Genomic DNA, 22,036 nt, shown 5'->3' with positions numbered 1-22,036 from the left:
GCGAGTCGAATCAACAATCAGCTGACACGCGCTTTGCGCACACCGTCAGCCAGGGCGGCACACAAGCTCAACACACCATCAATCGCCTGCTCCGACGTATCGGCATTGGCGATATGGTCGATCAGCGCCGAGCCGACCACCACCCCATCAGCCAATCGTGCGATGGCCGCCGCCTGCTCCGGCGTACGAATACCGAAACCAATGCTGATCGGCAAATCGGTGTGGCGACGCAAGCGCGCCACGGCTTCTTCCACGTGCTCCAGCGTCGCGGCACCGGCACCGGTCACACCCGCTACCGACACGTAATACACAAAACCCGAACTGCCATTGAGCACCGTCGGCAAACGCACGTCATCGGTGGTTGGCGTGGTCAGGCGGATAAAGTCCAGGCCAGCTGTCTGGGCCGGTTCGCACAGTTCGCTGTTGTGCTCGGGCGGCATGTCCACAACGATCAGGCCATCCACGCCAGATTCCAGCGCCTCGCCAATGAAACGCTGCACGCCGTAACGGTGGATCGGGTTGAAGTACCCCATCAGCACCAGCGGTGTCTCGCTGTTGTCTTCGCGGAACTCACGAACCATCTGCAGCGTTTTCGCCAGGTTCTGCTGGGCACCCAAGGCACGAATATTCGCCAACTGGATCGCCGGGCCGTCGGCCATCGGATCGGTGAACGGCATGCCCAGCTCAATTACATCGGCACCGGCCGCTGGCAGGCCCTTGAGGATTGCCAACGACGTGTCGTAGTCCGGGTCACCAGCCGTGACGAAAGTCACCAGGGCGGCGCGGTTCTGTTCCTTGAGTTCGGCAAAACGGGTTTGCAGGCGGCTCATCAGTGTTTCTCCTGCTGGGACTGTTCCATATGGTGCATAACGGTTTGCATGTCTTTGTCGCCACGGCCGGACAGGTTGACCACCATCAGGTGATCTTTCGGCAGGTTGGGTGCGCGTTTGAACACTTCGGCCAGGGCATGGGCGCTTTCCAATGCGGGAATGATCCCTTCCAGTCGGCAGCATTTGTGAAAGGCTTCCAGGGCTTCGGCGTCGGTCACCGAGGTGTACTGGACGCGGCCAATGTCGTGCAACCAGGCGTGTTCCGGACCGATACCGGGGTAGTCGAGACCTGCGGAAATCGAATGGGCGTCGATGATCTGACCGTCGTCGTCCTGCAACAGGAAGGTGCGGTTGCCGTGCAGTACACCGGGGACGCCGCCGTTCAGGCTCGCCGCATGCTTACCGGTCTCGATGCCATAACCGGCGGCTTCGACGCCGATGATCTCGACACTCTTGTCGTCCAGGAACGGGTGGAACAGGCCCATGGCGTTGGAGCCGCCGCCGATGCACGCCACCAGGCTGTCCGGCAGGCGACCTTCCTGGGCTTGCAGTTGATCGCGGGTTTCCTTGCCGATCACGGCCTGGAAGTCGCGCACCATCGCCGGATACGGATGCGGGCCAGCCACGGTGCCGATCAGGTAGAACGTGCTGTCGACGTTGGTGACCCAGTCGCGCAGGGCCTCGTTCATTGCATCTTTCAGGGTGCCGGTGCCAGCGACCACCGGGATCACTTCAGCGCCCAGCAGCTTCATGCGAAATACGTTGGCCTGCTGGCGCTCGATGTCAGTGGTGCCCATGTAGATCACGCAGTCGAGGCCAAAACGCGCGGCCACGGTGGCGGTGGCCACACCGTGCATGCCGGCGCCAGTCTCGGCGATGATGCGTTTCTTGCCCATGCGCCGCGCCAGCAGGATCTGGCCGATGCAGTTGTTGATCTTGTGCGCGCCGGTGTGGTTCAGCTCTTCACGCTTGAGATAGATCTTGGCGCCGCCACAGTATTCGGTCAGGCGCTCGGCGAAGTAGAGCGGGCTCGGACGTCCGACGTAGTCACGCTGGAAGTAGGCCAATTCCTTCAGGAACGCCGGATCTTCCTTCGCCACTTCGTATTCGCGGGCCAGATCAAGGATCAGCGGCATCAGGGTTTCGGCCACATAGCGGCCACCGAACGCCCCGAACAGGCCGTTGGCATCGGGACCGCTGCGCAGGTTGAAAGGGGTCGTGGACTGGGTCATCGGGCGCTCCAAGCAAATGCGTTGAAAGACAATGAGGTTCACTCTACCCCTGACATCCCCGACTGAAAACCGATAAGATCGCCACAACCTGTCAGAAAAACTCACAGATAACATGAGCCACGACCTTCCCCCCCTCAATGCCTTGCGCGCCTTCGAGGCCACCGCCCGCCTGAACAGCGTAAGCCAGGCGGCCGAACAGCTGCACGTCACCCATGGCGCTGTAAGTCGACAGTTGAAGGTACTGGAAGAGCATTTAGGCATCAGCCTGTTCATCAAGGACGGGCGCGGCCTGAAACTCACAGATGCCGGCATGCGCCTGCGTGATGCCAGCACTGACGCGTTCGAACGGTTACGCAGCGTGTGCGCGGAACTGACGCAAAGTACGGCCGATGCCCCGTTCGTCCTGGGCTGCTCGGGAAGCTTACTGGCACGCTGGTTTATTCCCCGCCTGGGTAGGCTCAATGCCGACCTGCCGGATTTGCGCCTGCACCTGTCCGCCGGCGAGGGCGACCTGGACCCCAGGCGACCGGGGCTGGACGCCTTGCTGGTATTCGCCGAACCACCCTGGCCGGCCGACATGCAGGTGTATGAACTGGTGAGCGAGCGGATCGGCCCCGTGATGAGCCCGCACTACGCCGGATTCGCCCGCTTGCAGGCCGCATCGGCCAGCGCGCTGCTGGACGAATCGTTGCTGCACACCACCTCCCGCCCACAGGCCTGGCCGACCTGGGCACAACAAAACGACCTTGATCCCCGGGCATTGAAGTTCGGGCAAGGATTCGAGCATTTGTATTATTTGCTGGAGGCCGCCGTAGCGGGGCTCGGCGTGGCGATCGCGCCCGAGCCGCTGGTGGCTGAGGACGTGCGCGCCGGTCGCCTGGTCGCGCCGTGGGGTTTCGATGAAACGGCGGCGCGCCTGGCGTTGTGGCTACCCAAGCGCGCCGCAGACGGACGCGCTCGGCAACTGGCCCAGTGGCTCAGGCATGAGCTGAGCCAACCGACTCAGTCTCCGCGTTTGCACAGCAAGTAAGCCGCCAGCAAACCCAGCGCACCGACCGCAACGCCGGCCGTGGTCCATGGGTGCTCCTGCGCGTAGTCGCGTGTGGCGATCCCGGTTTCACGGGTTTTCACCTTGACCTCTTCATACGCGTCGCTGAGCAGATGACGAGAATGCTTCAGGGCGTTCTCGGCATTGGCCTTGAGCGACTTGAGGGTCTTACGCGACTCGTCCGAAGCATCGTCCTTCAGGCTTTCCAACGACTTGAGCAGACTCTCGATCTCCGCTTCCATGCTTTGCAACGAGGCTTTGCGTAACGAATTGCTGGCCATGGTGGCTCTCTCCTGCAGTGGTTGAGTGGCGTGTGTGAATTGGGACTCCGGTCGTTTCTGAAAGTGCAGTAAATCTGAACTTCAGCGCGCAAACGGCGACACACGTATGACGAAAAATCGCTGCTAGGCTGTTAAAAACAACCAAGGAGAACCTCATGAGTGATCATCACACTTACAAAAAAGTCGAGCTGGTCGGCTCGTCTCCCACCAGCATTGAAGACGCCATCAATAACGCCCTGGCCGAGGCCAGCAAAAGCCTCAAGCACTTGGAGTGGTTCGAAGTCACGGAAACCCGCGGACACATCGAAAACGGCCGGGCCGCGCACTTTCAGGTCACCCTCAAAGTCGGGTTCAGAATCGTGAATAGCTGAGGATCGATGAACTTGCACGCTGGCGGAGTGCCATAGGGAATGGCGATGCGCTATGGTATGCGCATTCTGTTTTACCAATACCTGCCCTATTTGATCCGACCAAGGAGTGCGAGCGATGAAAAAGTTGATGGTAGCCCTGGGTTTGCTAAGCCTTGCCGGTGGTGCGTTTGCGGCCGGCAAACCCTGCGAAGAACTGAAAAGCGAAATCGCAGCGAAGCTGGATGGCAAGGGCGTGTCAGGTTATTCGCTGGAAATCGTCGATAAAGGCGCAGCGTCTGACGGAAAAGTCGTAGGCACCTGTGAAGGCGGTACGAAAGAAATCGTCTATAAAAAGTGATTCTTTTCGAACGTCAAAGCCGACGCAATGCGTCGGCTTTTTTATGCGCGTCATTCAGCCTTTCATGACCTGCGCCAGCAACTCGTAGGAGTGCAAGCGATCGGCATGCTCGTACAGGTCACTGGTGAAAATCAGCTCATCGGCCTGGGTTTGCTCGATCAGCACTTGCAGCTTGGCGCGAATCTTCTGCGGGCTGCCGACCATGGCCAGGCCAAGGAAATCGCCTACCGCCTCTTTTTCATGGGGCAACCAGAGGCCGTTCATGGTTTCGACCGGCGGACGCTGCACCAGGCTCTGGCCGCGCATCAGCGCCAGGATCCGCTGGTACACCGACGTCGCCAGGTAATCGGCCTGTTCATCGGTGTCGGCTGCGACCAGCGGCACGCCGAGCATCACATAAGGCTTGTCGAGCACTGCCGACGGCTTGAAATGGTTGCGGTAGATGCGAATGGCTTCGTGCATGTAGCGCGGAGCGAAATGGGACGCGAACGCGTAGGGCAAACCGCGCTCACCGGCCAATTGCGCACTGAACAGGCTCGACCCCAGCAACCATACCGGCACGTTGGTGCCGGTGCCGGGCATGGCGATGATGCGTTGGTCAGGGGTGCGCGGGCCCAGATAGCGCATCAGCTCGGCCACGTCTTCGGGGAAATCGTCCGCACTACCGGAACGCTCGCGACGCAGCGCCCGGGCCGTCATCTGGTCGGAACCTGGCGCACGCCCCAACCCCAGGTCGATTCGCCCCGGGTAGAGGCTTTCCAGCGTGCCGAACTGTTCGGCAATGATCAACGGCGCGTGATTGGGCAACATGACACCGCCGGAGCCGACACGAATGGTCGAAGTCCCCCCCGCCAAATAACCCAGCAACACCGCCGTCGCAGAACTGGCGATGCCATCCATGTTGTGGTGCTCGGCCACCCAGAAACGGGTGTAGCCGTATTTTTCCACGTGCTGCGCCAGGTCCAGCGAATTGCGCAAGGACTGGGCGGCATTGCCATCGGCGCGCACAGGCACCAGGTCGAGGGTTGAGAATTTCACTTCGGACAGCTGTTTCATGGGCCGGGATCTCCAACGGCGTTCCGGGCTTTCCCGAGGGCAAAAGCCTGCCGTTTCTAAAGGTGTGTTCCATGCAATGTGGGCATATACCCGAGTTTCAATAGCTGCGAAGAATTTTCCTACTAAATTCGTCGGCTAATCGACAAGGTGAACTTTTCCGGGCGGTCTATCCTCACAATCCAGACAATTAAAAAACACCAGGCGCGTCTCTCGCGCCGGATCTTCAGGAGGCAGACATGGCTATCATCAAGAAAGCATCGGCTCATTGGGAAGGTGACCTGAAAACCGGTATCGGCTCCATCTCCACGGAAACCGGTGTGCTGCGCGAAGCGCCCTACGGCTTCAAGGCGCGCTTTGAAGGCGGCAAGGGCACCAACCCAGAGGAATTGATCGGCGCAGCTCATGCCGGCTGCTTTTCCATGGCCTTTTCGATGATCCTCGGCGATGCCGGGCTCAAGGCCGACAGCATCGACACCAACGCTGAAGTGACCCTGGACCAGGTCGATGGCGGTTTCGCGATCACAGCAGTCAAGTTGGTGCTCAAGGCGAAAATCCCCGGCGCCAGCCAGGCGCAATTCGACGAACTGAGCAAGAAGGCCAAGGAAGGGTGCCCGGTTTCCAAGGTACTGAACGCCCAGATCACCCTGGATGCGACGTTGGTGAACTGACGCATGAAAGGGTCGCAGCCTTCGCAGGCGTTGCCGAGGGCTGCGATTTCTTGAGTACGGTCGAGCTGTTTACCCTGGCGCAATTATGATCGAATGAAGCCTGCAGTTTCAGCGCACAGGCAGTGCGCGCTGCCATGAGGAATTCGAACATGAAACGATCAGCCCTGGTGGTCATCGGTTGCGCATTCGCTGCATCAGCCCTTGCCGCCCCCAAATCCTGCGAAGAGCTGAAAGCGGAAATCGAAGCGAAGATCCAGGCCAATAACGTGTCGTCCTACACGTTGGAAATCGTCACCAACGACGAAGTCCACGACCAGAACATGGTGGTGGGCACTTGCGAAAACGGCACGAAGAAAATCATCTACCAGAAGAACGACCGCTAGGACGCTCTATGGGACGCAATTGACTTGTCGCTCTTCGGCCACGATTTGACGCTTGGCATCATAGAGCCGGGCGCTGGGCGTGAACGCCAGGTTGCGAGCCTCCAGTCGATAGCGTTGACCGGCCTCGAAATGGTCATAACGCACGAGCATGTAGCACAGTCGCTCCTGCGGTTCGGCTTGCATACCCAACCCACCACCGCTAAACACCTCGAAGTCGAAGCGCACTTTCAGTTCGTGGCTGCCCGGCGAAACCTGAAAGAACCGTCCGTCTCGCAATCGCTGGCCATCCAGCCCCTCAGCCATCAGCATTTTGCCGCCCGGCATGGGGGTAGCGAAATCGACCCACGCCATGCTCGGGTCGACCTGAGGCAACGGGCTCGTTGCACAACCGCTCATGGAGACCAGGGCCAGTAACAGCAGAGGTAAGCGCATGGTGAGTTTCCTGAAAATCAGGCATTGAGCATAGCGCTAATCAAGTTTGTTGGCAGCCCGCCGACGTACCTTGCCCCACCACTTTGCGTTGCTGGTCGTAAAGCTTGGCCCATGGCCGGAAACCGATGCTGCCGGCCTGCAACTGGTAACGTTGGCCCGCGTTGAAGTCCTTGAATTTCACGTTCAACCGGCAATCACGCCACAGCGGCTCGGCATCCGGGCCGATGTTGCCCGGTTCGACGGCAAATTGATAACGCACCGTCAGTTCATGGCTACCGGGTTGCACTTCGAAATAGCGCCGGTCGATGGACGTCTTGTCATCGACTTCTAGCGCTTGAAGCGCGGTGTCCTGTTGGTTTCCCAGGTCAATCCACGCTTGGGAGGGATCAGGATCAGGCAAACCGGCGCAGCCGGTCAGCAGCAACAGGCCGCTCGTCAGCATCAACACACGCATAGCGAAGCTCCAGGCAAGCGAGATAGTCTTGTGGGCAGACTTCCCAGGGTGATTCCAATTGATCAGGCCGCGTTCAAGCCATCGGTTACTCGACCGTGTTTTCCGGATTTTGTTTCCAGGCCTCCTGCTTTTGTTACTCAACGGTTGCACAAGCGCCGGTTACTACAGCCAGCTCGTCGGCGGGCAACTGCGGTTGTTGCAGGCCCGGGAGCCTATCGACCAGGTCATTGCCGACCCTGCTCGCGATGCCCAACTGAAGGTGCACCTGGCCCAGGCGCGCGAAGCACGGGCGTTTGCCAGTGATCAGCTGCATCTACCGGACAATCAAAGCTATCGCCTGTATGCGGACATTGGCCGGCCGTTCGTAGTCTGGAATGTCTTCGCCACGCCAGAGTTTTCCCTGGCGCCGCACAATCATTGTTTCCCCATTGCCGGTTGCGTGGCTTATCGCGGTTATTACAGCCAGGGCGCCGCCCGAGGCGAGGCGGCGTTGCAGCGCTTGCAGGGCATGGACGTGTCGATTGGCGGTGTAGAGGCCTATTCGACGCTGGGCTGGTTCAACGATCCAATCCTGAGTTCGATGATGCATTGGGGCGACGAACGCCTGGCGACGCTGATCTTTCATGAACTGGCGCACCAGCGCTTTTATGTAAAGGACGACACCGAATTCAATGAGTCTTTCGCCACCTTCGTCGAGCAGGAAGGCACCCGGCAATGGCGCGCCAGTCGCGGGCTGGCACCGGATAACGGCAAGCAGGTACGCCAGCGCGATCAATTCATCCAATTGATCCTCGACACCCGCCAGCGCCTGGAGAAGCTCTACACCCAACCCCTGCCGACCGAACAGATGCGTCAGCGCAAAGCAAAGGAATTCGAACGCCTGCGCACCGACTATGGGCAGTTGCGCGACACTCAATGGGCCGGCGACAAACGCTACGATGCCTGGGTCTATGCCCCACTGAACAATGCGCGGTTGCTGCCGTTCGGGCTGTATGACCAGTGGGTGCCGGCGTTTGCGGCGCTGTTCCGGCGGGAGGGCGGGGACTGGCTCGGGTTTTACGCGGAGGTGGAAAAGCTCGGCAAATTGCCGATCGACGAACGCAAGGCGGCCTTGAAGGTATTGGCGCAGCCGAAGAGGCCTGCTGGATAGGCGGACGTCATCGCGAGCAGGCTCGCTCCCACATTGAAGGCCTCGCCACGGCCAGCACAAAAAAGGGGCATACCGATTCATCGGTATGCCCCTTTGATTGCCGCTTTCTTCCCCCTGGCTGAGGTACTCGCAGCAATTACGGGTTGACGCTGTCTTTCAAGAACTTGCCTGGTTTGAAGGCAACGGTGTTGCTGGCCTTGATCTTCACCGGCTCGCCGGTCTGTGGGTTTTTGCCAGTGCGGGCGCCGCGGTGCCGTTGCAGGAAAGTGCCGAAGCCCACCAAGGTGACGCTGTCCTTGCGGTGCAGGGCGCCGGTGATTTCTTCGAGGACGGCGTTGAGGACGCGGTTGGCTTGTTCTTTGGTGAGGTCTGCTTTTTCCGCGATGGCGGCGGCGAGGTCTGGTTTACGCATGAATGAAGCCCCTTTGACGGTTTTTTTGTTGTTATGTCCGTGCCGTTCTCTTTGGAACGGCCCCTAAGGCGCCGCAGGCTCTACTCTGCGGCAGACGGGAGTGAGGATGGCACGGTGCCGAAAACGGCGCCAGTGTCCGGGCGACCTTTGTGGGACCAAAAGTAGGGTTTTTGCGACAGAACGACCAGTATTTACGCCAGCAGGGGTGGAAGTTCCTTGTTCAGTGCCAGTTTCTCCATCACCGCTGTGCCTGTCAGGGCGTAGCCCAGCAGATTGCCTTGAGCGTCGCGACACAGCGCCTTGATGTCCGCGCCCTGTCCTTCGACGCTCCACACGCCCTCGCTGCCTCGCGGCGGTGGCGACACCACCAGTGGGCACACCGGGGTTTTTACGGTAATCGGCATGGCGCCGTAGCTGACGGCCGTCGGGTTGCCGGCCAGGGTCTGTGCCAGGGCCCGGGCGCAGCTCATCAGCGGCATGACATACAGCAGGTTCAAGCCGTCGACCTCGGCGCAGTCGCCCAGGGCGTAGATGTTGGCGTGGGAGGTTTTCAGGTGACGGTCGACCACGACGCCACGGTTGACCACCAGGCCGGCCGCGGCGGCCAAGTCGATGCGCGGGCGCAGGCCAATGGCCGAGACCACCAGATCGCAGGCAATCACCTGGCCGTCGGACAGGTGCGCCTCCAGCCCGTCGGCGACCTTCTGCAAGCGGTTGAGCACAGGACCCAGGTGGAAGCGCGCACCGAGGCTTTCCAGCCCGGCCTGGACCGCTGCCGCAGCGGCCGGGTGCAGCAGCGTCGGCATGACTTGCTCGCACGGCGCCACCAGCTGTACTTCGTAGCCACCCAGGCTCAGGTCGTTGGCGAACTCACAGCCAATCAGCCCGGCCCCCAGCAGCAATACCCGGCGCTTGCCGGCTGCCGCAGCCCTGAAGCGTGCGTAGTCCTCCAGGTCATTGATGGGAAAGATCAGGTCCGCCGCATCGCCCTGTACCGGCACGCGTACGGTTTCGGCGCCCCAGGCCAGGATCAGGTCGCGGTAGTTCACCGCCTCCTCGCCGATCCACAGTCGTTTGTGGCCCGGATCGATGCCGCTGATGCGGGTATGGGTACGCACTTGGGCCTTGAGTTGCTCGGCCATGGCCCCCGGCTCGGCCATGCTCAGGCCGTCAGCGTCCTTGTTCTTGCCAAAGCCGGTGGAGAGCATCGGCTTGGAATACGAGCGACCGTCGTCCGCGGTGATCAGCAGCAACGGGGTTTCGCTGTCGAGCTTGCGAAACTCCCGGGCCAGGTTATAACCGGCCAGCCCAGTACCGACGATAACGACAGGTGCACTCATGTTGCTCTCCATTTGATGAAACGATCAGTTGATTTCGATCATTTCGAAATCCATTTTGCCGACACCACAGTCCGGGCACAGCCAGTCTGCCGGTACGTCCTCCCAGCGAGTGCCGGGCGCGATGCCATCGTCAGGCCAGCCGTCAGCTTCGTTGTAGATCAGGCCGCAAACGATACATTGCCACTTCTTCATTCCGTTACTTCCTCAAGATGTCAGGCGTTGGCCGGTATTTTCCGGCTCAGGGCCGTTTTGTACTGATCGGTTGCGACAGATGCAAGCATGATCGGCGAGGCGGCAGGCCCGGCCAGTCAAAATCACCGACCGACATGGTAAGCTCGCGCCCTCATTTGCTGCCATTCAAGACCTCTGTGCCGCATACAAATTCGATATTTCCTACACTCCAATGGCTGCCCCAGCACCTGCTGTCGCCCCGCCCCGATGCGGGCGTGCTTGACTGGCTGTTCGACGAAGGCTCCCTGACCCGGCGCCTCACGCTCCTGTCGAACGGCCATTTCAGCGTGACGCCGTTGTTCGAAGGCTGGCAGCCATTGCGCGCCGACGAATGCGCCGCCCTGGACCTGACCGAGGACAGCGAGGGCTGGGTACGCGAGGTGTATCTGCGCGGCCATGACCAGCCGTGGGTGTTCGCCCGCAGTGTGGCGGCGCGCAGCGCCTTGCAGGGTGACGGCTTGCAGATGGACGAACTGGGCAGCCGTTCCCTTGGGGAGTTGCTGTTTTGCGACCAGGCGTTCCAGCGCCGAGCCATCGAAGTTTGCCATTACCCCGACGCCGGGTTACCGGAAGAAGTGCGCGCCAGCGGGCTGTGGGGTCGCCGTTCACGTTTCGATCGCGGCGCGTTGAGCGTACTGGTGGCGGAAATTTTCCTGCCGCGCCTGTGGACCGTCGCCCGCGCCTATTCGGAGAATTGCTGATGTACGTGCAACTGCTCAAATCCTTGAATCGCCTGAACCCACGGGCCTGGGACTTCGTGCAACTGACCCGCATGGACAAGCCCATCGGCATCTACCTGCTGCTGTGGCCGACGTTGTGGGCGTTGTGGATTGCCGGTGAAGGCTCGCCGTCCATCGCCAACGTGGTGATCTTCGTCCTCGGCGTGGTACTGACCCGCGCTGGCGGCTGCGTGATCAATGACTGGGCCGACCGCAAGGTGGACGGCCACGTCAAGCGCACCGAGCAGCGCCCACTGGTGAGCGGCAAGATCAGTTCAAAAGAGGCACTGGTGTTCTTCGCCGTGCTGATGAGCGTGAGCTTCCTGCTGGTGCTGTGCACCAATGCACCGACCATCCTGCTGTCCCTCGGTGGCCTGGCGCTGGCGTTCAGTTACCCGTTCATGAAGCGCTATACCTACTACCCGCAAGTGGTGCTGGGCGCGGCGTTTTCCTGGGGCATGCCGATGGCGTTCACCGCCCAAACCGGTCATCTGCCGGCGGCCGCCTGGTTGCTGTACATCGCCAACCTGCTGTGGACGGTGGGCTACGACACCTATTACGCGATGACCGACCGGGACGATGACCTGCGCATTGGCGTGAAGTCCACGGCGATCCTGTTTGGCGATGCCGACCGGGCGATCATCCTGACGCTGCAAGGCCTGGCCTTGGTCTGCCTGCTGTTGGCCGGGTCGAAATTCCAACTCGGCGGCTGGTTCCACCTGGGGCTGGTGGCCGCTGCCGGGTGCTTCGCCTGGGAGTTCTGGTACACCCGTGGCCGGGACCGAATGCGCTGTTTCCAGGCATTCCTGCACAACCACTGGGCCGGGTTGGCGATTTTTGTGGGGATCGTGCTGGATTACGCGTTGCGCTGAGGCTGATCGACTGGCCACCAGCAATCTTGTGGTCTTGTGGCGAGGGGATTCATCCCCGCTTGCTGTGGGAGCAAAGCTTGCTCGCGAAACAGGCGCCTCGATTCCTGAAAGACCGCAGCGCCTTCATCGCGGGCAAGCCTTGCTCCCACATGGGTCCCCTCGCCACAGATGATCTGTGACCCCTGTCAATCGGGCTTGGCGACTTTCCAGGCACCGTCCATTTTGCCGTCACCGGTCATGTCTCCGGCCTTTTTGTCCATGACGAAGGTGTACAGCGGCTTGCCATCGTAGGCCCACTGCTTCTTACCGTCTTCGCGGTCGATGATGGTCCATTTGCCCTCGGGCTTGGCGCCGTCTTCAGCCATGAGCGGGGGCCAGTTGACCGCACATTTGTCGTTGCACATCGACTTGGTGCTCGAGTCTTTGGCAAACGTGTACAACGTCATCGCTTGGTGATCAGTCCACATGCCGTCTTTTTTCATCGCCGGCTCCGCCGCGAACGCCAACGCTGGTAGCGCCAGGGCCGCCGTTACCGCCAGTGCATGGATGGATTGGGTGAAGTAATTCATGGAAACCTTCTTTTGTGGTTGTCAGGATTCGGACTGAAAAGCTTAGTCCAGAATCCCCCACGCTGCCGGCCAACGAAATAACTGTCACACGACTGCAATAATTCCGTTATCTAATGCGGCGCAAGACAGTTAAATGACAAGAGGATTACCCCATGGTTGGCAGGAGCATTCTGATCGTCGACGACGAGGCGCCCATCCGCGAGATGATCGCCGTTGCGTTGGAGATGGCCGGCTATGACTGCATGGAAGCAGAAAACTCTCAACAGGCCCACGCCATCATCGTCGACCGCAAGCCCGACCTGATCCTGCTGGACTGGATGCTGCCCGGCACATCAGGCATTGAACTGGCGCGGCGCCTCAAGCGCGACGAGCTGACCGGTGATATTCCAATCATCATGCTCACCGCCAAGGGCGAAGAGGACAACAAGATCCAGGGCCTGGAAGTCGGCGCCGACGACTACATCACCAAGCCGTTTTCCCCACGGGAGCTGGTGGCGCGCCTTAAGGCCGTGCTGCGGCGCGCCGGGCCGACCGATGGCGAAGCCCCTATCGAAGTCGGTGGCTTGCTGCTCGACCCGATCAGCCACCGCGTGACCATCGACGGCAAACCCGCCGAGATGGGCCCGACCGAATACCGCCTGCTGCAATTCTTCATGACTCACCAGGAACGTGCCTACACCCGCGGACAACTGCTGGACCAGGTCTGGGGCGGCAACGTCTATGTCGAGGAACGCACCGTGGACGTGCACATCCGGCGCCTGCGCAAGGCCCTCGGCGATGCCTATGAAAATCTGGTACAAACCGTGCGCGGCACCGGTTATCGTTTTTCGACAAAGGCCTGATCCGAGCCCTTACCGCCCGACAAAGCTGACAAGGACGCGCGTCACGTGAACCAAAACTGGCATGGCACCCTGATTCGCCACATGTTGTTGCTGGTGACCGGCTGTTTGCTGATCGGCCTGATCAGTGGTTATTACGGTTGGAGCCTGGCTGCGGGCCTGGGGCTTTACCTGGCCTGGACACTCAAGCAATTGCTGCGCCTGCATGAATGGCTGCGCCTGCACCAACCCGACGAAGCACCGCCCGACGGCTACGGCCTGTGGGGTGAGGTGTTTGACAGCATCTACCACCTGCAACGGCGCGACCAGCGCGTTCGCGGGCGCCTGCAGGCCGTTATCGACCGGGTCCAGGAGTCCACTGCCGCGCTGAAAGACGCGGTGATCATGCTCGACAGCGACGGCAACCTGGAGTGGTGGAACCGCGCCGCCGAAACCCTGCTGGGCCTCAAGACGCCACAGGACAGCGGCCAGCCGGTGACCAACCTGGTGCGCCATCCGCGCTTCAAGGAGTATTTCGAGCAGGCCAGTTACGCCGAGCCGCTGGAGATCCCATCGCCCACCAATGATCGGCTACGCATCCAGCTGTACATCACCCGCTATGGCAACAACGAGCACTTGATGCTGGTGCGCGACGTCACGCGCATCCACCAGTTGGAACAGATGCGCAAAGACTTCATCGCCAACGTTTCCCATGAATTGCGCACGCCGTTGACGGTGATCTGCGGTTACCTGGAAACCCTGCTCGACAACGTCGAGGAGGTGAACCCGCGTTGGACCCGAGCCCTGCAGCAGATGCACCAGCAGAGCGGGCGCATGCAGACCCTGCTCAACGACTTGCTGCTGCTGGCGAAGCTGGAAGCCACCGATTACCCGTCGGACAACCAGCCAGTGCCCATCGACGACCTGCTGCAAACCATTGTCGAAGACGCGCAGGAACTGTCCGGCTCCAAGCAGCAGACCATCACCCTGGAAGCCGAAGCGGCCGTGCAGCTCAAAGGCAGCGAAGCGGAACTGCGCAGTGCGTTTTCCAACCTGGTGTTCAACGCGGTCAAATACACGCCGGAACAAGGCCGGATCCATGTGCGTTGGTGGGGCGATGAGCAAGGCGCGCACCTGAGCGTGCGCGATTCGGGCATTGGCATCGACAGCAAACACCTGCCGCGCCTGACTGAACGCTTCTACCGTGTCGACTCCAGCCGCAACTCCAATACCGGGGGCACCGGGCTGGGCCTGGCCATCGTCAAACACGTCCTGCTACGCCATCGCGCCCGCATGGAAATCAGCAGCGTACCCGGCCATGGCAGCACCTTTACCTGCCATTTCGCTCCGACCCAAGTGGTTCGCGCACGCCTCGCCCGCCCCGCTGATTAAGCTCGCCCCCTAGGCAATCGCCGAGCCAGCCGCTACATTGACTGACTTGCGCCTGCCTTTTCAGGCGCTCATTTTTAATTCCACGACTTTACGGAACCCGCAAAACTCCATCATGGACCCTTCCCCTGGCTTGTCCCTCGTTACACTCTTCGCCGAATTCGGCATGATTCTTTTTGCTCTGATCCTGGTTTTGCTCAACGGATTTTTCGTTGCGGCCGAATTCGCCATGGTCAAGCTGCGCTCGACCCGGGTCGAGGCCATTGCCGAGCAGAACGGCTGGCGCGGGCACATCCTGCGCACCGTCCATAGCCAGCTCGACGCTTACCTGTCGGCCTGCCAGCTGGGTATCACCCTGGCCTCCCTGGGCCTGGGCTGGGTCGGTGAGCCGGCGTTCGCCCACATCCTCGAGCCGCTGCTGGGCGCGGTCGGCGTACAGTCGCCGGAAGTGATCAAGGGCGTGTCGTTCTTTACCGCGTTCTTCATCATTTCGTACCTGCACATCGTGGTTGGTGAACTGGCGCCCAAATCCTGGGCCATTCGCAAACCCGAGCTGCTGTCGCTGTGGACTGCCGTGCCGCTGTACCTGTTCTACTGGGCCATGTACCCGGCGATCTACCTGCTCAATGCCAGCGCCAACGCCATCCTGCGCATCGCCGGCCAAGGCGAGCCCGGCCCGCATCACGAACACCATTACAGCCGCGAAGAACTGAAGCTGATCCTGCACTCCAGCCGTGGCCAGGACCCGAGCGACCAAGGCATGCGCGTGCTGGCCTCGGCCGTGGAAATGGGCGAGCTGGAAGTGGTGGACTGGGCCAACTCCCGGGAAGACCTGGTGACGCTGGAGTTCAACGCGCCGCTCAAGGAAATCCTGGCGATGTTCCGTCGCCACAAGTTCAGCCGTTACCCGGTGTATGACAGCGAGCGCCAGGAGTTCGTCGGCCTGCTGCACATCAAGGACCTGCTGCTGGAACTGGCGGCCCTGGATCACATTCCCGAGTCGTTCAACCTGGCCGAACTGACCCGGCCGCTGGAGCGCGTGTCGCGGCACATGCCGCTGTCGCAATTGCTGGAGCAGTTCCGCAAGGGCGGCTCGCACTTCGCCGTGGTCGAGGAGGCGGACGGCAACATCATCGGCTACCTGACCATGGAAGACGTGCTGGAAGTACTGGTGGGCGACATCCAGGACGAACACCGCAAGGCCGAACGCGGCATCCTGGCCTACCAGCCGGGCAAGCTGCTGGTACGCGGTGATACGCCGCTGTTCAAGGTCGAGCGCCTGCTGGGCATCGACCTGGACCACGTCGAAGCCGAAACTCTGGCCGGGTTGGTCTATGAAACCCTCAAGCGTGTGCCGGAAGAGGAAGAAGTGCTGGAAGTCGAAGGCCTGCGGATCATCATCAAGAAGATGAAAGGGCCGAAGATCATTTTGGCGAAGGTATTGATGCTCGATTGAGTGTCAACCGTCTGTAGGCGCTGACGAGCGAAGCGAGGCTGCTATCTTTTCACGGCAGATCAACAGATCGTCCGAACGCGGCCCGAGCCTTCGCCAGCGCCTAAAGAGCTGAAAGACCGCGTCGCCTTCATCGCGGGCAAGCCTTGCTCCCACAGATAAATCCCTCCACCACAAAAGAATCTTCATCACGCCTCGGCGCTACTGCTTGCCCAACGCAAAGTTGGGCAGGTCGCCCACCGGCTGATTGAACTGGTAGGGAATCGACACCAGCCCCAACCCGGTATTGCGCTGCACCACGAAATGCAGGTGCGGGCCTGAGCTGTTGCCGGTATTGCCGGACAACGCCAACGGCGTGCCCACCCCGACCCGCTGCCCTTCCCGTACGCTCACCGAACCTTTCTGCAAGTGCAGGTAGACGCCCATGGTCCCGTCATCATGCAGCACCCGCACGAAGTTGCCTGAAGGGTCATCCCCACGGCCGGTCTGCTCGTTTTCGGTCTTGATGACCACGCCGCCCCGCGCGGCGATGATCGGCGTGCCCACGGGCATGGCAACGTCCATGGCGTAGCGGTTCTTCGGGCCATAATGACTGTACTGGCCGTTGGCACCCTGGCTCAGCCGGAACGGCCCGCCACGCCACGGCAACGGGTACTGATAGGCCTGTGCCGCGCCTGCAGGGTCGCCCAGGGAGTATTCGAACCTTGGGGTGTAGGCCAGCGGCCTGCCCGGCCGAGTGGCCGTGAGCAGCGCCAGGCGCAGATTGCTGCGCGCTGGCAGCACTCGACGAATCGGTCGGCTCGGCGCCCCGCTGACGTTGCGCAGCCCGGCGAAACTCAACTCGATCTCCACCGGCGCGTACAGGTCGTTGCGCACGAACACCGCGTCCGCGCCATTCTGCTTCTTGATATCGAGAAACACCTGTCGCTCCAGGCGCTCGACCATGCGGTCGCGGAACACGAACACCTGGGCGCCTCGGCTTGGGCGGTCGCTGTAGGACACCACGCCATTGGCATCGGTGGACTTGTAGATGGTCATGGCCATGGCCGAGGTGGAGGCCAGGACAAGACCGCAGGCAAACAGCAAGGGTGCGAGCATGGGTAAGGGTTCTGTCGAAAAATGAAGGCCTGCACAGCAGCCTAGCAGCTGGGATGGACCAGCGTAGTCGACGGATGTTTCAAAATTGGATCAGCGATGGGGGTTGGATCTCATGACCCTATCGCGAGCAGGCTCGCTCCCACATAGGATCTTCAGTGTTCACTGGATCGAGTGTGGGAGCGAGCCTGCTCGCGATGGCTGACTGAACGGCGCCGCCGTATCAGGCGCCCGGGACGAAGTGCTTCTGCGCGGTGCCGCGGGCGATCAGGCGGGAGATGTAGTCGAGTTTCTGCGGGTCTTTGTCGACGAAGCGGAAGGTCAGTTGCAGCCATTCGCTGTCGGGGGTCTGCTCATGGGCGACGATGGCGTGCAGGTAACCATTGAGGCGAGCGGTTTCGGCGTTATCGCCCTGTTCCATGTCCAACACCGCGCTTTCGAGCACTTGTGGCAGGGTGTCTGTGCGTTTGACCAGCAACAGCGCTTCCTTGAGGCTCAGGGCCTTGATCACGCATTGCTGGGTGCCACTGGACAGGCGCAACTGGCCTTGGCCACGGTTGGCGGTCGGAGCGGAGGCCGCCGGGGCCTTGACGGGTGGGCTGTTGAGCAGGCCACGGGCCGGGGCGGCAGCCGGGGCCGCGGCGGCAGCGACGGCGGGTTTGGCAAAAGGGTTCGCCACAGGTGCCGAAGCAACAGCCGCAATCGGAGCCTTACCGCCCGTCAGTGCGCTCAAGGAATCATTGCCGAACGCCGAGTTCATCTTGGTCGGCGCACTGTTCATCAGCGTGTCGAGCTTGCCAACCTTATGCAGGGCCTGCTTGACCTTGGTCAGCAACTGTTCGTTGGTGAACGGCTTGCTGACGTAGCCGGAAACGCCGGCCTGGATCGCCTGGACCACGTTTTCCTTGTCGCCGCGGCTGGTGACCATTACGAACGGCATGCCCTTGAGGTTGTCCTGCTGGCGACACCAGGTCAGCAGTTCCAGGCCGGACATTTCCGGCATTTCCCAATCGCACAACACCAGGTCGAACGCTTCACGAGCCAGCAGGGCTTGGGCTTTCTTGCCGTTCACCGCGTCTTCGATGCGCACGCCCGGGAAGTAGTTGCGCAGGCACTTCTTCACCAGGTCACGAATGAACGAAGCATCGTCCACGACCAACACACTGACCTTACTCATCCAGATACACCTCTAAAAAATCCCGGCAAGCATACCGCTTTTACTGATGGCATATTGCCAAAAACCTTCAGTCACGCCGGGACTTTTCGTTCGCGGGGTGCTGCTTTCGATTAAAAAAAACCCAAAAAAAAAGCCCGACCAGAAGGCCGGGCGCTTTTCTTGGCAATCTTACTTATCGTCAGTTTCGCCCGGAACATTAGCGGTTTCGGACGGGGTGCCCTCAACTTCTTCCTTCATGCGCTTGAGCCCCAGATGCCGGACGTCGGTGCCGCGCACCAAGTAGATGACAAGTTCCGAGATGTTGCGCGCATGATCGCCGATACGCTCCAAAGAACGCAGCACCCAGATGATGCTCAATACCCGCGAGATGGAGCGCGGGTCTTCCATCATGTAGGTCGCCAGCTCGCGCAGGGCGGTCTTGTATTCGCGGTCGATGATCTTGTCGTACTGGGCCACCGACAACGCCAGGTCGGCGTCGAAGCGGGCAAAGGCGTCCAGTGCATCGCGAACCATGTTGCGCACCTGGTCGCCAATGTGGCGAACCTCGACGTAACCGCGCGGCGCTTCGCCTTCTTCGCACAACTGAATGGCACGACGGGCGATCTTGGTGGCTTCGTCGCCGATTCGCTCAAGATCGATCACCGACTTGGAGATGCTGATGATCAGGCGCAGGTCGGAAGCTGCCGGCTGACGACGGGCCAGGATACGCAGGCACTCCTCGTCAATGTTGCGCTCCATCTGGTTGATCTGGTCATCGATTTCGCGTACCTGCTGGGCCAGGCCGGAGTCGGCCTCGATCAGCGCGGTCACCGCATCGTTGACCTGCTTTTCCACCAGCCCGCCCATGGCCAGCAAGTGACTGCGCACTTCCTCAAGCTCAGCGTTGAACTGTGCGGAAATGTGATGGGTGAGGCCTTCCTTCGAAATCATGGTTTTGCTCCGCAAAAGCTGTGAGCTGCAAGCTACAAGCTGCAAGCTGATGTGTGTCGTTACTCGGATCGCTTTTACTTGCCGCGTGCAGCTTGACGCTCGCGGCTCTACGGCTAGCCGTAGCGACCGGTGATGTAGTCTTCGGTCTGCTTCTTGGCCGGATTGGTGAACAGGGTGTCGGTGTCGCCGAACTCCACCAGTTTGCCCATGTACATGAACGCCGTGTAGTCGGAAACCCGCGCCGCCTGTTGCATGTTGTGGGTCACGATGACGATGGTGAACTTGGACTTGAGCTCGTAGATCAGTTCTTCGACTTTCAGCGTCGAGATCGGGTCCAGGGCCGAGCAGGGTTCGTCGAGCAGCAGCACTTCCGGCTCCACGGCGATGGTGCGGGCGATCACCAGACGCTGCTGTTGACCACCGGACAGACCCAGGGCCGACTCATGCAGGCGGTCCTTGACCTCATCCCACAATGCGGCGCCCTTGAGCGCCCATTCCACGGCTTCGTCAAGAATGCGCTTCTTGTTGATGCCCTGGATGCGCAAGCCGTAGACCACGTTCTCGTAGATGGTTTTCGGGAACGGGTTGGGCTTCTGGAACACCATGCCCACGCGACGACGCAGCTCGGCCACGTCCTCGCCCTTGCGGTAGATGTTGTTGCCGTAGAGGTTGATTTCCCCTTCGACGCGGCAGCCGTCCACCAGGTCGTTCATGCGGTTGAAGGTACGCAGCAAGGTTGACTTGCCGCAGCCCGACGGGCCGATGAACGCGGTGACGCGCTGTTTCGGGATATTCAGGCTGACGTCATACAGCGCCTGCTTCTCGCCGTAGAACAGACTCAGGCCGGGCACTTCGATGGCGACGGTTTCCTGGGCCAGGTCCAGGCTCTGCTTGTCGCGGCCCAGGGCCGACATGTTGATGCCGTGTGTATGTGCTTCGTGTTGCATGGGAGGCTCCCTGTGCTAACAAATTCGGTTCGTTGGCCGCTGAGCGGCAATGCCATTCGGTGTACTTGTGGGAGCGAGCCTGCTCGCGATTCAGGCGACTCGGTTGGCTTTGAACCGAGGTGATGCCATCGCGAGCAGGCTCGCTCCCACAGGAAATCAATGTGTAATCAGCTATCCAGTGCTTTGTACTTCTCGCGCAGGTGGTTACGGATCCACACCGCCGACAGGTTGAGCGTGGCGATCACCAGCACCAGCAGCAGCGCCGTGGCGTACACCAGCGGTCGCGCCGCTTCGACGTTCGGGCTCTGGAAGCCCACGTCATAGATATGGAAGCCCAGGTGCATGATCTTCTGGTCCAGGTGCAGGTACGGGTAGTTGCCGTCCAGCGGCAGCGACGGGGCCAGTTTCACCACGCCTACCAGCATCAACGGCGCCACTTCACCGGCGGCACGGGCCACGGCGAGGATCATCCCGGTCATCATCGCGGGGCTGGCCATGGGCAGGACGATTTTCCACAGGGTCTCGGCCTTGGTCGCGCCGAGGGCCAGGGAGCCTTCGCGCACGGTACGCGGGATCCGCGCCAGGCCTTCTTCGGTGGCCACGATCACCACCGGCACCGCCAGCAGTGCCAGGGTCAGGGATGCCCAGAGCAGGCCCGGGGTTCCGAAGGTCGGCGCCGGCAAGGCCTCGGGGAAGAACAAGCGGTCGACCGAACCACCCAGCACGTAGACAAAGAAGCCCAGGCCAAACACACCGTAGACGATGGCTGGAACGCCGGCCAGGTTGTTCACCGCGATACGGATCAGGCGGGTCATCGGGCCTTGGCGGGCATACTCACGCAGGTAGACCGCCGCCAGCACACCGAACGGCGTCACGATCATCGCCATGATCAGGGTCATCATCACGGTGCCGAAAATCGCCGGGAAGATCCCGCCTTCGGTGTTGGCTTCACGAGGATCGTCGCTGAGGAATTCCCAGACCTTGCTGAAATAGAAACCGAGCTTGGTGAACGTACCCATGCCGTTCGGCTGGTAGGCGTGCACCACTTTGCCGATGCCGATTTCCACTTCCTTGCCGTTGGCATCGCGGGCGGTCAGGCTGTCTCGGTTGAACTGTGCATGCAGGTCAGACAGACGGACTTCGATGTCCTTGTAACGGGCATTGAGTTCGGCGCGTTCGCTTTCCAGGTCAGCTTGTGCAGCCGCATCGAGCTTGCCGTCCAGCTCCAGTTTGCGACCGTGCAGGCGGATACGTTCCAGGCCGGCGTTGATCGCGCCGATATCGGTTTTTTCCAGGGTCTTGAGCTCGGCGGCCAACTGGTTGACTCGCTTTACGCGAGCTTGCAGTTGCGGCCAGGCGGCCTCGCCCTCGGCGATGACCTTGCCGTCTTCCTTGACGTTGACCAGGTAGCCGTAGAAGTTGCCCCACTCACGACGCTCGATGGCCATCAGTTCCGGCGGCGTGGTCTGGTTGCTCAGCCAATCGCCGACGATCCAGGTGAAGTCGGTGCCGTTCAGGTCCCGGTTGCCGACCTTGATCAGTTCGCGGGTCATGAACTCCGGGCCTTCGTCGGGCACCGGCAGGCCAGCGCTTTTCAGGCGCTCGCGGGGCACTTCTTCTTTCTGCACGACTTCGCCGACCACCAGGTGCGCAGGCATGCCTGGCACGTTGTAGTTGGCATGGACCAGGTCCGCCGGCCAGAAGTGGCCCAGGCCGCGCACGGCGATCACCGCCAGCAGGCCAATGGTCATGATGACCGCGATGGACACCGCGCCACCGCTGATCCAGACGCCGGGGGCGCCGCTCTTGAACCATCCTTTCAGGGAGTTCTGTTTCACAGAC

Annotated in this window: 26 protein-coding genes; 11 read left to right on the top strand and 15 right to left on the bottom strand. The window is 61.0% G+C overall.

Features of this window, described 5'->3' with window-relative positions; translation table 11 throughout:
* Positions 1-17: 17 nt before the first annotated feature.
* Positions 18-830, bottom strand: coding sequence for a tryptophan synthase subunit alpha (gene trpA / locus KI237_RS01010; RefSeq protein ID WP_212798427.1), 813 nt, complete (start codon positions 828-830; stop codon positions 18-20).
* Complete coding sequence (trpB, locus tag KI237_RS01005; protein WP_212798426.1) at positions 830-2,062, bottom strand: tryptophan synthase subunit beta; 1,233 nt, start codon at positions 2,060-2,062, stop codon at positions 830-832. The genes trpA and trpB overlap by 1 nt, the downstream gene beginning before the upstream one ends.
* A 112-nt stretch (positions 2,063-2,174) precedes the next feature.
* On the opposite strand from trpB, the gene KI237_RS01000 reads away from it, so the two are divergent.
* Positions 2,175-3,092, top strand: coding sequence for a LysR family transcriptional regulator (locus tag KI237_RS01000; RefSeq protein ID WP_212798425.1), 918 nt, complete (start codon positions 2,175-2,177; stop codon positions 3,090-3,092).
* Here KI237_RS01000 and KI237_RS00995 read toward each other — a convergent pair.
* Entirely contained in the window at positions 3,065-3,391 is a 327-nt protein-coding gene (locus KI237_RS00995) for an ElaB/YgaM/YqjD family protein (protein ID WP_003196426.1), read from the bottom strand. The genes KI237_RS01000 and KI237_RS00995 overlap by 28 nt on opposite strands.
* Positions 3,392-3,546: 155 nt before the next feature.
* Between KI237_RS00995 and KI237_RS00990 the strand changes: the two genes are divergently transcribed.
* Positions 3,547-3,762, top strand: a complete 216-nt coding sequence (locus KI237_RS00990) for a dodecin (protein ID WP_003196424.1) — start codon at positions 3,547-3,549, stop codon at positions 3,760-3,762.
* Positions 3,763-3,877: 115 nt separating this feature from the next.
* Positions 3,878-4,099, top strand: a complete 222-nt coding sequence (locus KI237_RS00985; RefSeq protein WP_212798424.1) for a DUF1161 domain-containing protein — start codon at positions 3,878-3,880, stop codon at positions 4,097-4,099.
* Between the two features lie 54 nt (positions 4,100-4,153).
* On the opposite strand, the gene KI237_RS00980 is transcribed toward KI237_RS00985, so the two are convergent.
* Positions 4,154-5,155, bottom strand: a complete 1,002-nt coding sequence (locus tag KI237_RS00980) for an LLM class flavin-dependent oxidoreductase (RefSeq protein ID WP_212798423.1) — start codon at positions 5,153-5,155, stop codon at positions 4,154-4,156.
* Positions 5,156-5,391: 236 nt separating this feature from the next.
* Between KI237_RS00980 and KI237_RS00975 the strand changes: the two genes are divergently transcribed.
* Both KI237_RS00975 and KI237_RS00970 read left to right on the top strand, forming a co-directional pair.
* Positions 5,392-5,823 (top strand): OsmC family protein, encoded by a 432-nt coding sequence (locus KI237_RS00975; protein ID WP_003196419.1) that lies wholly within the window; start codon positions 5,392-5,394, stop codon positions 5,821-5,823.
* Between the two features lie 149 nt (positions 5,824-5,972).
* A complete protein-coding gene (locus KI237_RS00970; RefSeq protein ID WP_003196417.1) occupies positions 5,973-6,206 on the top strand; it encodes a DUF1161 domain-containing protein in 234 nt (77 codons plus the stop codon).
* Between the two features lie 6 nt (positions 6,207-6,212).
* On the opposite strand, the gene KI237_RS00965 is transcribed toward KI237_RS00970, so the two are convergent.
* Positions 6,213-6,638 carry a PA0061/PA0062 family lipoprotein gene (locus KI237_RS00965; RefSeq protein WP_212798422.1) on the bottom strand — a complete coding sequence of 142 codons (426 nt, stop codon included), beginning with the start codon at positions 6,636-6,638 and terminating at the stop codon, positions 6,213-6,215.
* A gap of 40 nt (positions 6,639-6,678) precedes the next feature.
* Positions 6,679-7,092 (bottom strand): PA0061/PA0062 family lipoprotein, encoded by a 414-nt coding sequence (locus tag KI237_RS00960; RefSeq protein WP_212798421.1) that lies wholly within the window; start codon positions 7,090-7,092, stop codon positions 6,679-6,681.
* Positions 7,093-7,150: 58 nt separating this feature from the next.
* Between KI237_RS00960 and KI237_RS00955 the strand changes: the two genes are divergently transcribed.
* Entirely contained in the window at positions 7,151-8,242 is a 1,092-nt protein-coding gene (locus KI237_RS00955; protein ID WP_212798420.1) for an aminopeptidase, read from the top strand.
* A gap of 136 nt (positions 8,243-8,378) precedes the next feature.
* Here the strand turns inward: KI237_RS00955 and KI237_RS00950 are convergent, their stop codons facing one another.
* The 3 genes from KI237_RS00950 to KI237_RS00940 all read right to left on the bottom strand — a co-directional run bounded on the left by KI237_RS00950 (position 8,379) and on the right by KI237_RS00940 (position 10,186).
* On the bottom strand, positions 8,379-8,654 hold the full coding sequence (locus tag KI237_RS00950) for an HU family DNA-binding protein (protein WP_024616330.1): 276 nt from the start codon (positions 8,652-8,654) through the stop codon (positions 8,379-8,381).
* A 191-nt stretch (positions 8,655-8,845) separates the two neighbouring features.
* Positions 8,846-9,994 carry an NAD(P)/FAD-dependent oxidoreductase gene (locus tag KI237_RS00945; RefSeq protein WP_212798419.1) on the bottom strand — a complete coding sequence of 383 codons (1,149 nt, stop codon included), beginning with the start codon at positions 9,992-9,994 and terminating at the stop codon, positions 8,846-8,848.
* A 24-nt stretch (positions 9,995-10,018) separates the two neighbouring features.
* Positions 10,019-10,186, bottom strand: coding sequence for a rubredoxin (locus KI237_RS00940; protein ID WP_003177199.1), 168 nt, complete (start codon positions 10,184-10,186; stop codon positions 10,019-10,021).
* A gap of 176 nt (positions 10,187-10,362) precedes the next feature.
* Here KI237_RS00940 and KI237_RS00935 point away from each other — a divergent pair, with 176 nt between their 5' ends.
* Positions 10,363-10,926, top strand: a complete 564-nt coding sequence (locus KI237_RS00935) for a chorismate--pyruvate lyase family protein (RefSeq protein WP_249410682.1) — start codon at positions 10,363-10,365, stop codon at positions 10,924-10,926.
* Positions 10,926-11,816, top strand: coding sequence for a 4-hydroxybenzoate octaprenyltransferase (ubiA, locus tag KI237_RS00930; protein ID WP_212798417.1), 891 nt, complete (start codon positions 10,926-10,928; stop codon positions 11,814-11,816). Before KI237_RS00935 ends, ubiA begins: the two co-directional genes overlap by 1 nt.
* Before the next feature lie 185 nt (positions 11,817-12,001).
* Here ubiA and KI237_RS00925 read toward each other — a convergent pair whose 3' ends face one another.
* Complete coding sequence (locus KI237_RS00925) at positions 12,002-12,385, bottom strand: COG4315 family predicted lipoprotein (RefSeq protein ID WP_212798416.1); 384 nt, start codon at positions 12,383-12,385, stop codon at positions 12,002-12,004.
* Positions 12,386-12,537: 152 nt separating this feature from the next.
* On the opposite strand from KI237_RS00925, the gene phoB reads away from it, so the two are divergent.
* From phoB to KI237_RS00910, 3 genes are all read left to right on the top strand, one after another.
* Positions 12,538-13,227, top strand: coding sequence for a phosphate regulon transcriptional regulator PhoB (gene phoB, locus KI237_RS00920; protein WP_003177195.1), 690 nt, complete (start codon positions 12,538-12,540; stop codon positions 13,225-13,227).
* Positions 13,228-13,308: 81 nt separating this feature from the next.
* On the top strand, positions 13,309-14,595 hold the full coding sequence (phoR, locus tag KI237_RS00915) for a phosphate regulon sensor histidine kinase PhoR (protein WP_249410770.1): 1,287 nt from the start codon (positions 13,309-13,311) through the stop codon (positions 14,593-14,595).
* 112 nt (positions 14,596-14,707) lie between these two features.
* Entirely contained in the window at positions 14,708-16,048 is a 1,341-nt protein-coding gene (locus KI237_RS00910) for a hemolysin family protein (protein WP_003177193.1), read from the top strand.
* 198 nt (positions 16,049-16,246) lie between these two features.
* On the opposite strand, the gene KI237_RS00905 is transcribed toward KI237_RS00910, so the two are convergent.
* The 5 genes from KI237_RS00905 to pstA all read right to left on the bottom strand — a co-directional run bounded on the left by KI237_RS00905 (position 16,247) and on the right by pstA (position 22,032).
* Positions 16,247-17,143, bottom strand: a complete 897-nt coding sequence (locus tag KI237_RS00905; protein WP_212798414.1) for a peptidoglycan DD-metalloendopeptidase family protein — start codon at positions 17,141-17,143, stop codon at positions 16,247-16,249.
* A 220-nt stretch (positions 17,144-17,363) separates the two neighbouring features.
* Positions 17,364-18,317 carry a response regulator gene (locus KI237_RS00900; RefSeq protein ID WP_212798413.1) on the bottom strand — a complete coding sequence of 318 codons (954 nt, stop codon included), beginning with the start codon at positions 18,315-18,317 and terminating at the stop codon, positions 17,364-17,366.
* Between the two features lie 168 nt (positions 18,318-18,485).
* Entirely contained in the window at positions 18,486-19,247 is a 762-nt protein-coding gene (phoU, locus tag KI237_RS00895; protein WP_018609970.1) for a phosphate signaling complex protein PhoU, read from the bottom strand.
* Positions 19,248-19,360: 113 nt separating this feature from the next.
* Positions 19,361-20,194, bottom strand: a complete 834-nt coding sequence (gene pstB / locus KI237_RS00890; RefSeq protein ID WP_058544183.1) for a phosphate ABC transporter ATP-binding protein PstB — start codon at positions 20,192-20,194, stop codon at positions 19,361-19,363.
* 167 nt (positions 20,195-20,361) lie between these two features.
* Complete coding sequence (gene pstA, locus KI237_RS00885; RefSeq protein WP_212798412.1) at positions 20,362-22,032, bottom strand: phosphate ABC transporter permease PstA; 1,671 nt, start codon at positions 22,030-22,032, stop codon at positions 20,362-20,364.
* Positions 22,033-22,036: the final 4 nt, after the last annotated feature.

The sequence above is a fragment of the Pseudomonas sp. St316 genome (genome assembly GCF_018325905.1).
Lineage (GTDB): Bacteria > Pseudomonadota > Gammaproteobacteria > Pseudomonadales > Pseudomonadaceae > Aquipseudomonas.
Note: the sequence above shows the minus strand (reverse complement) of the source record. Positions and strands in the feature narration are given on the sequence as shown.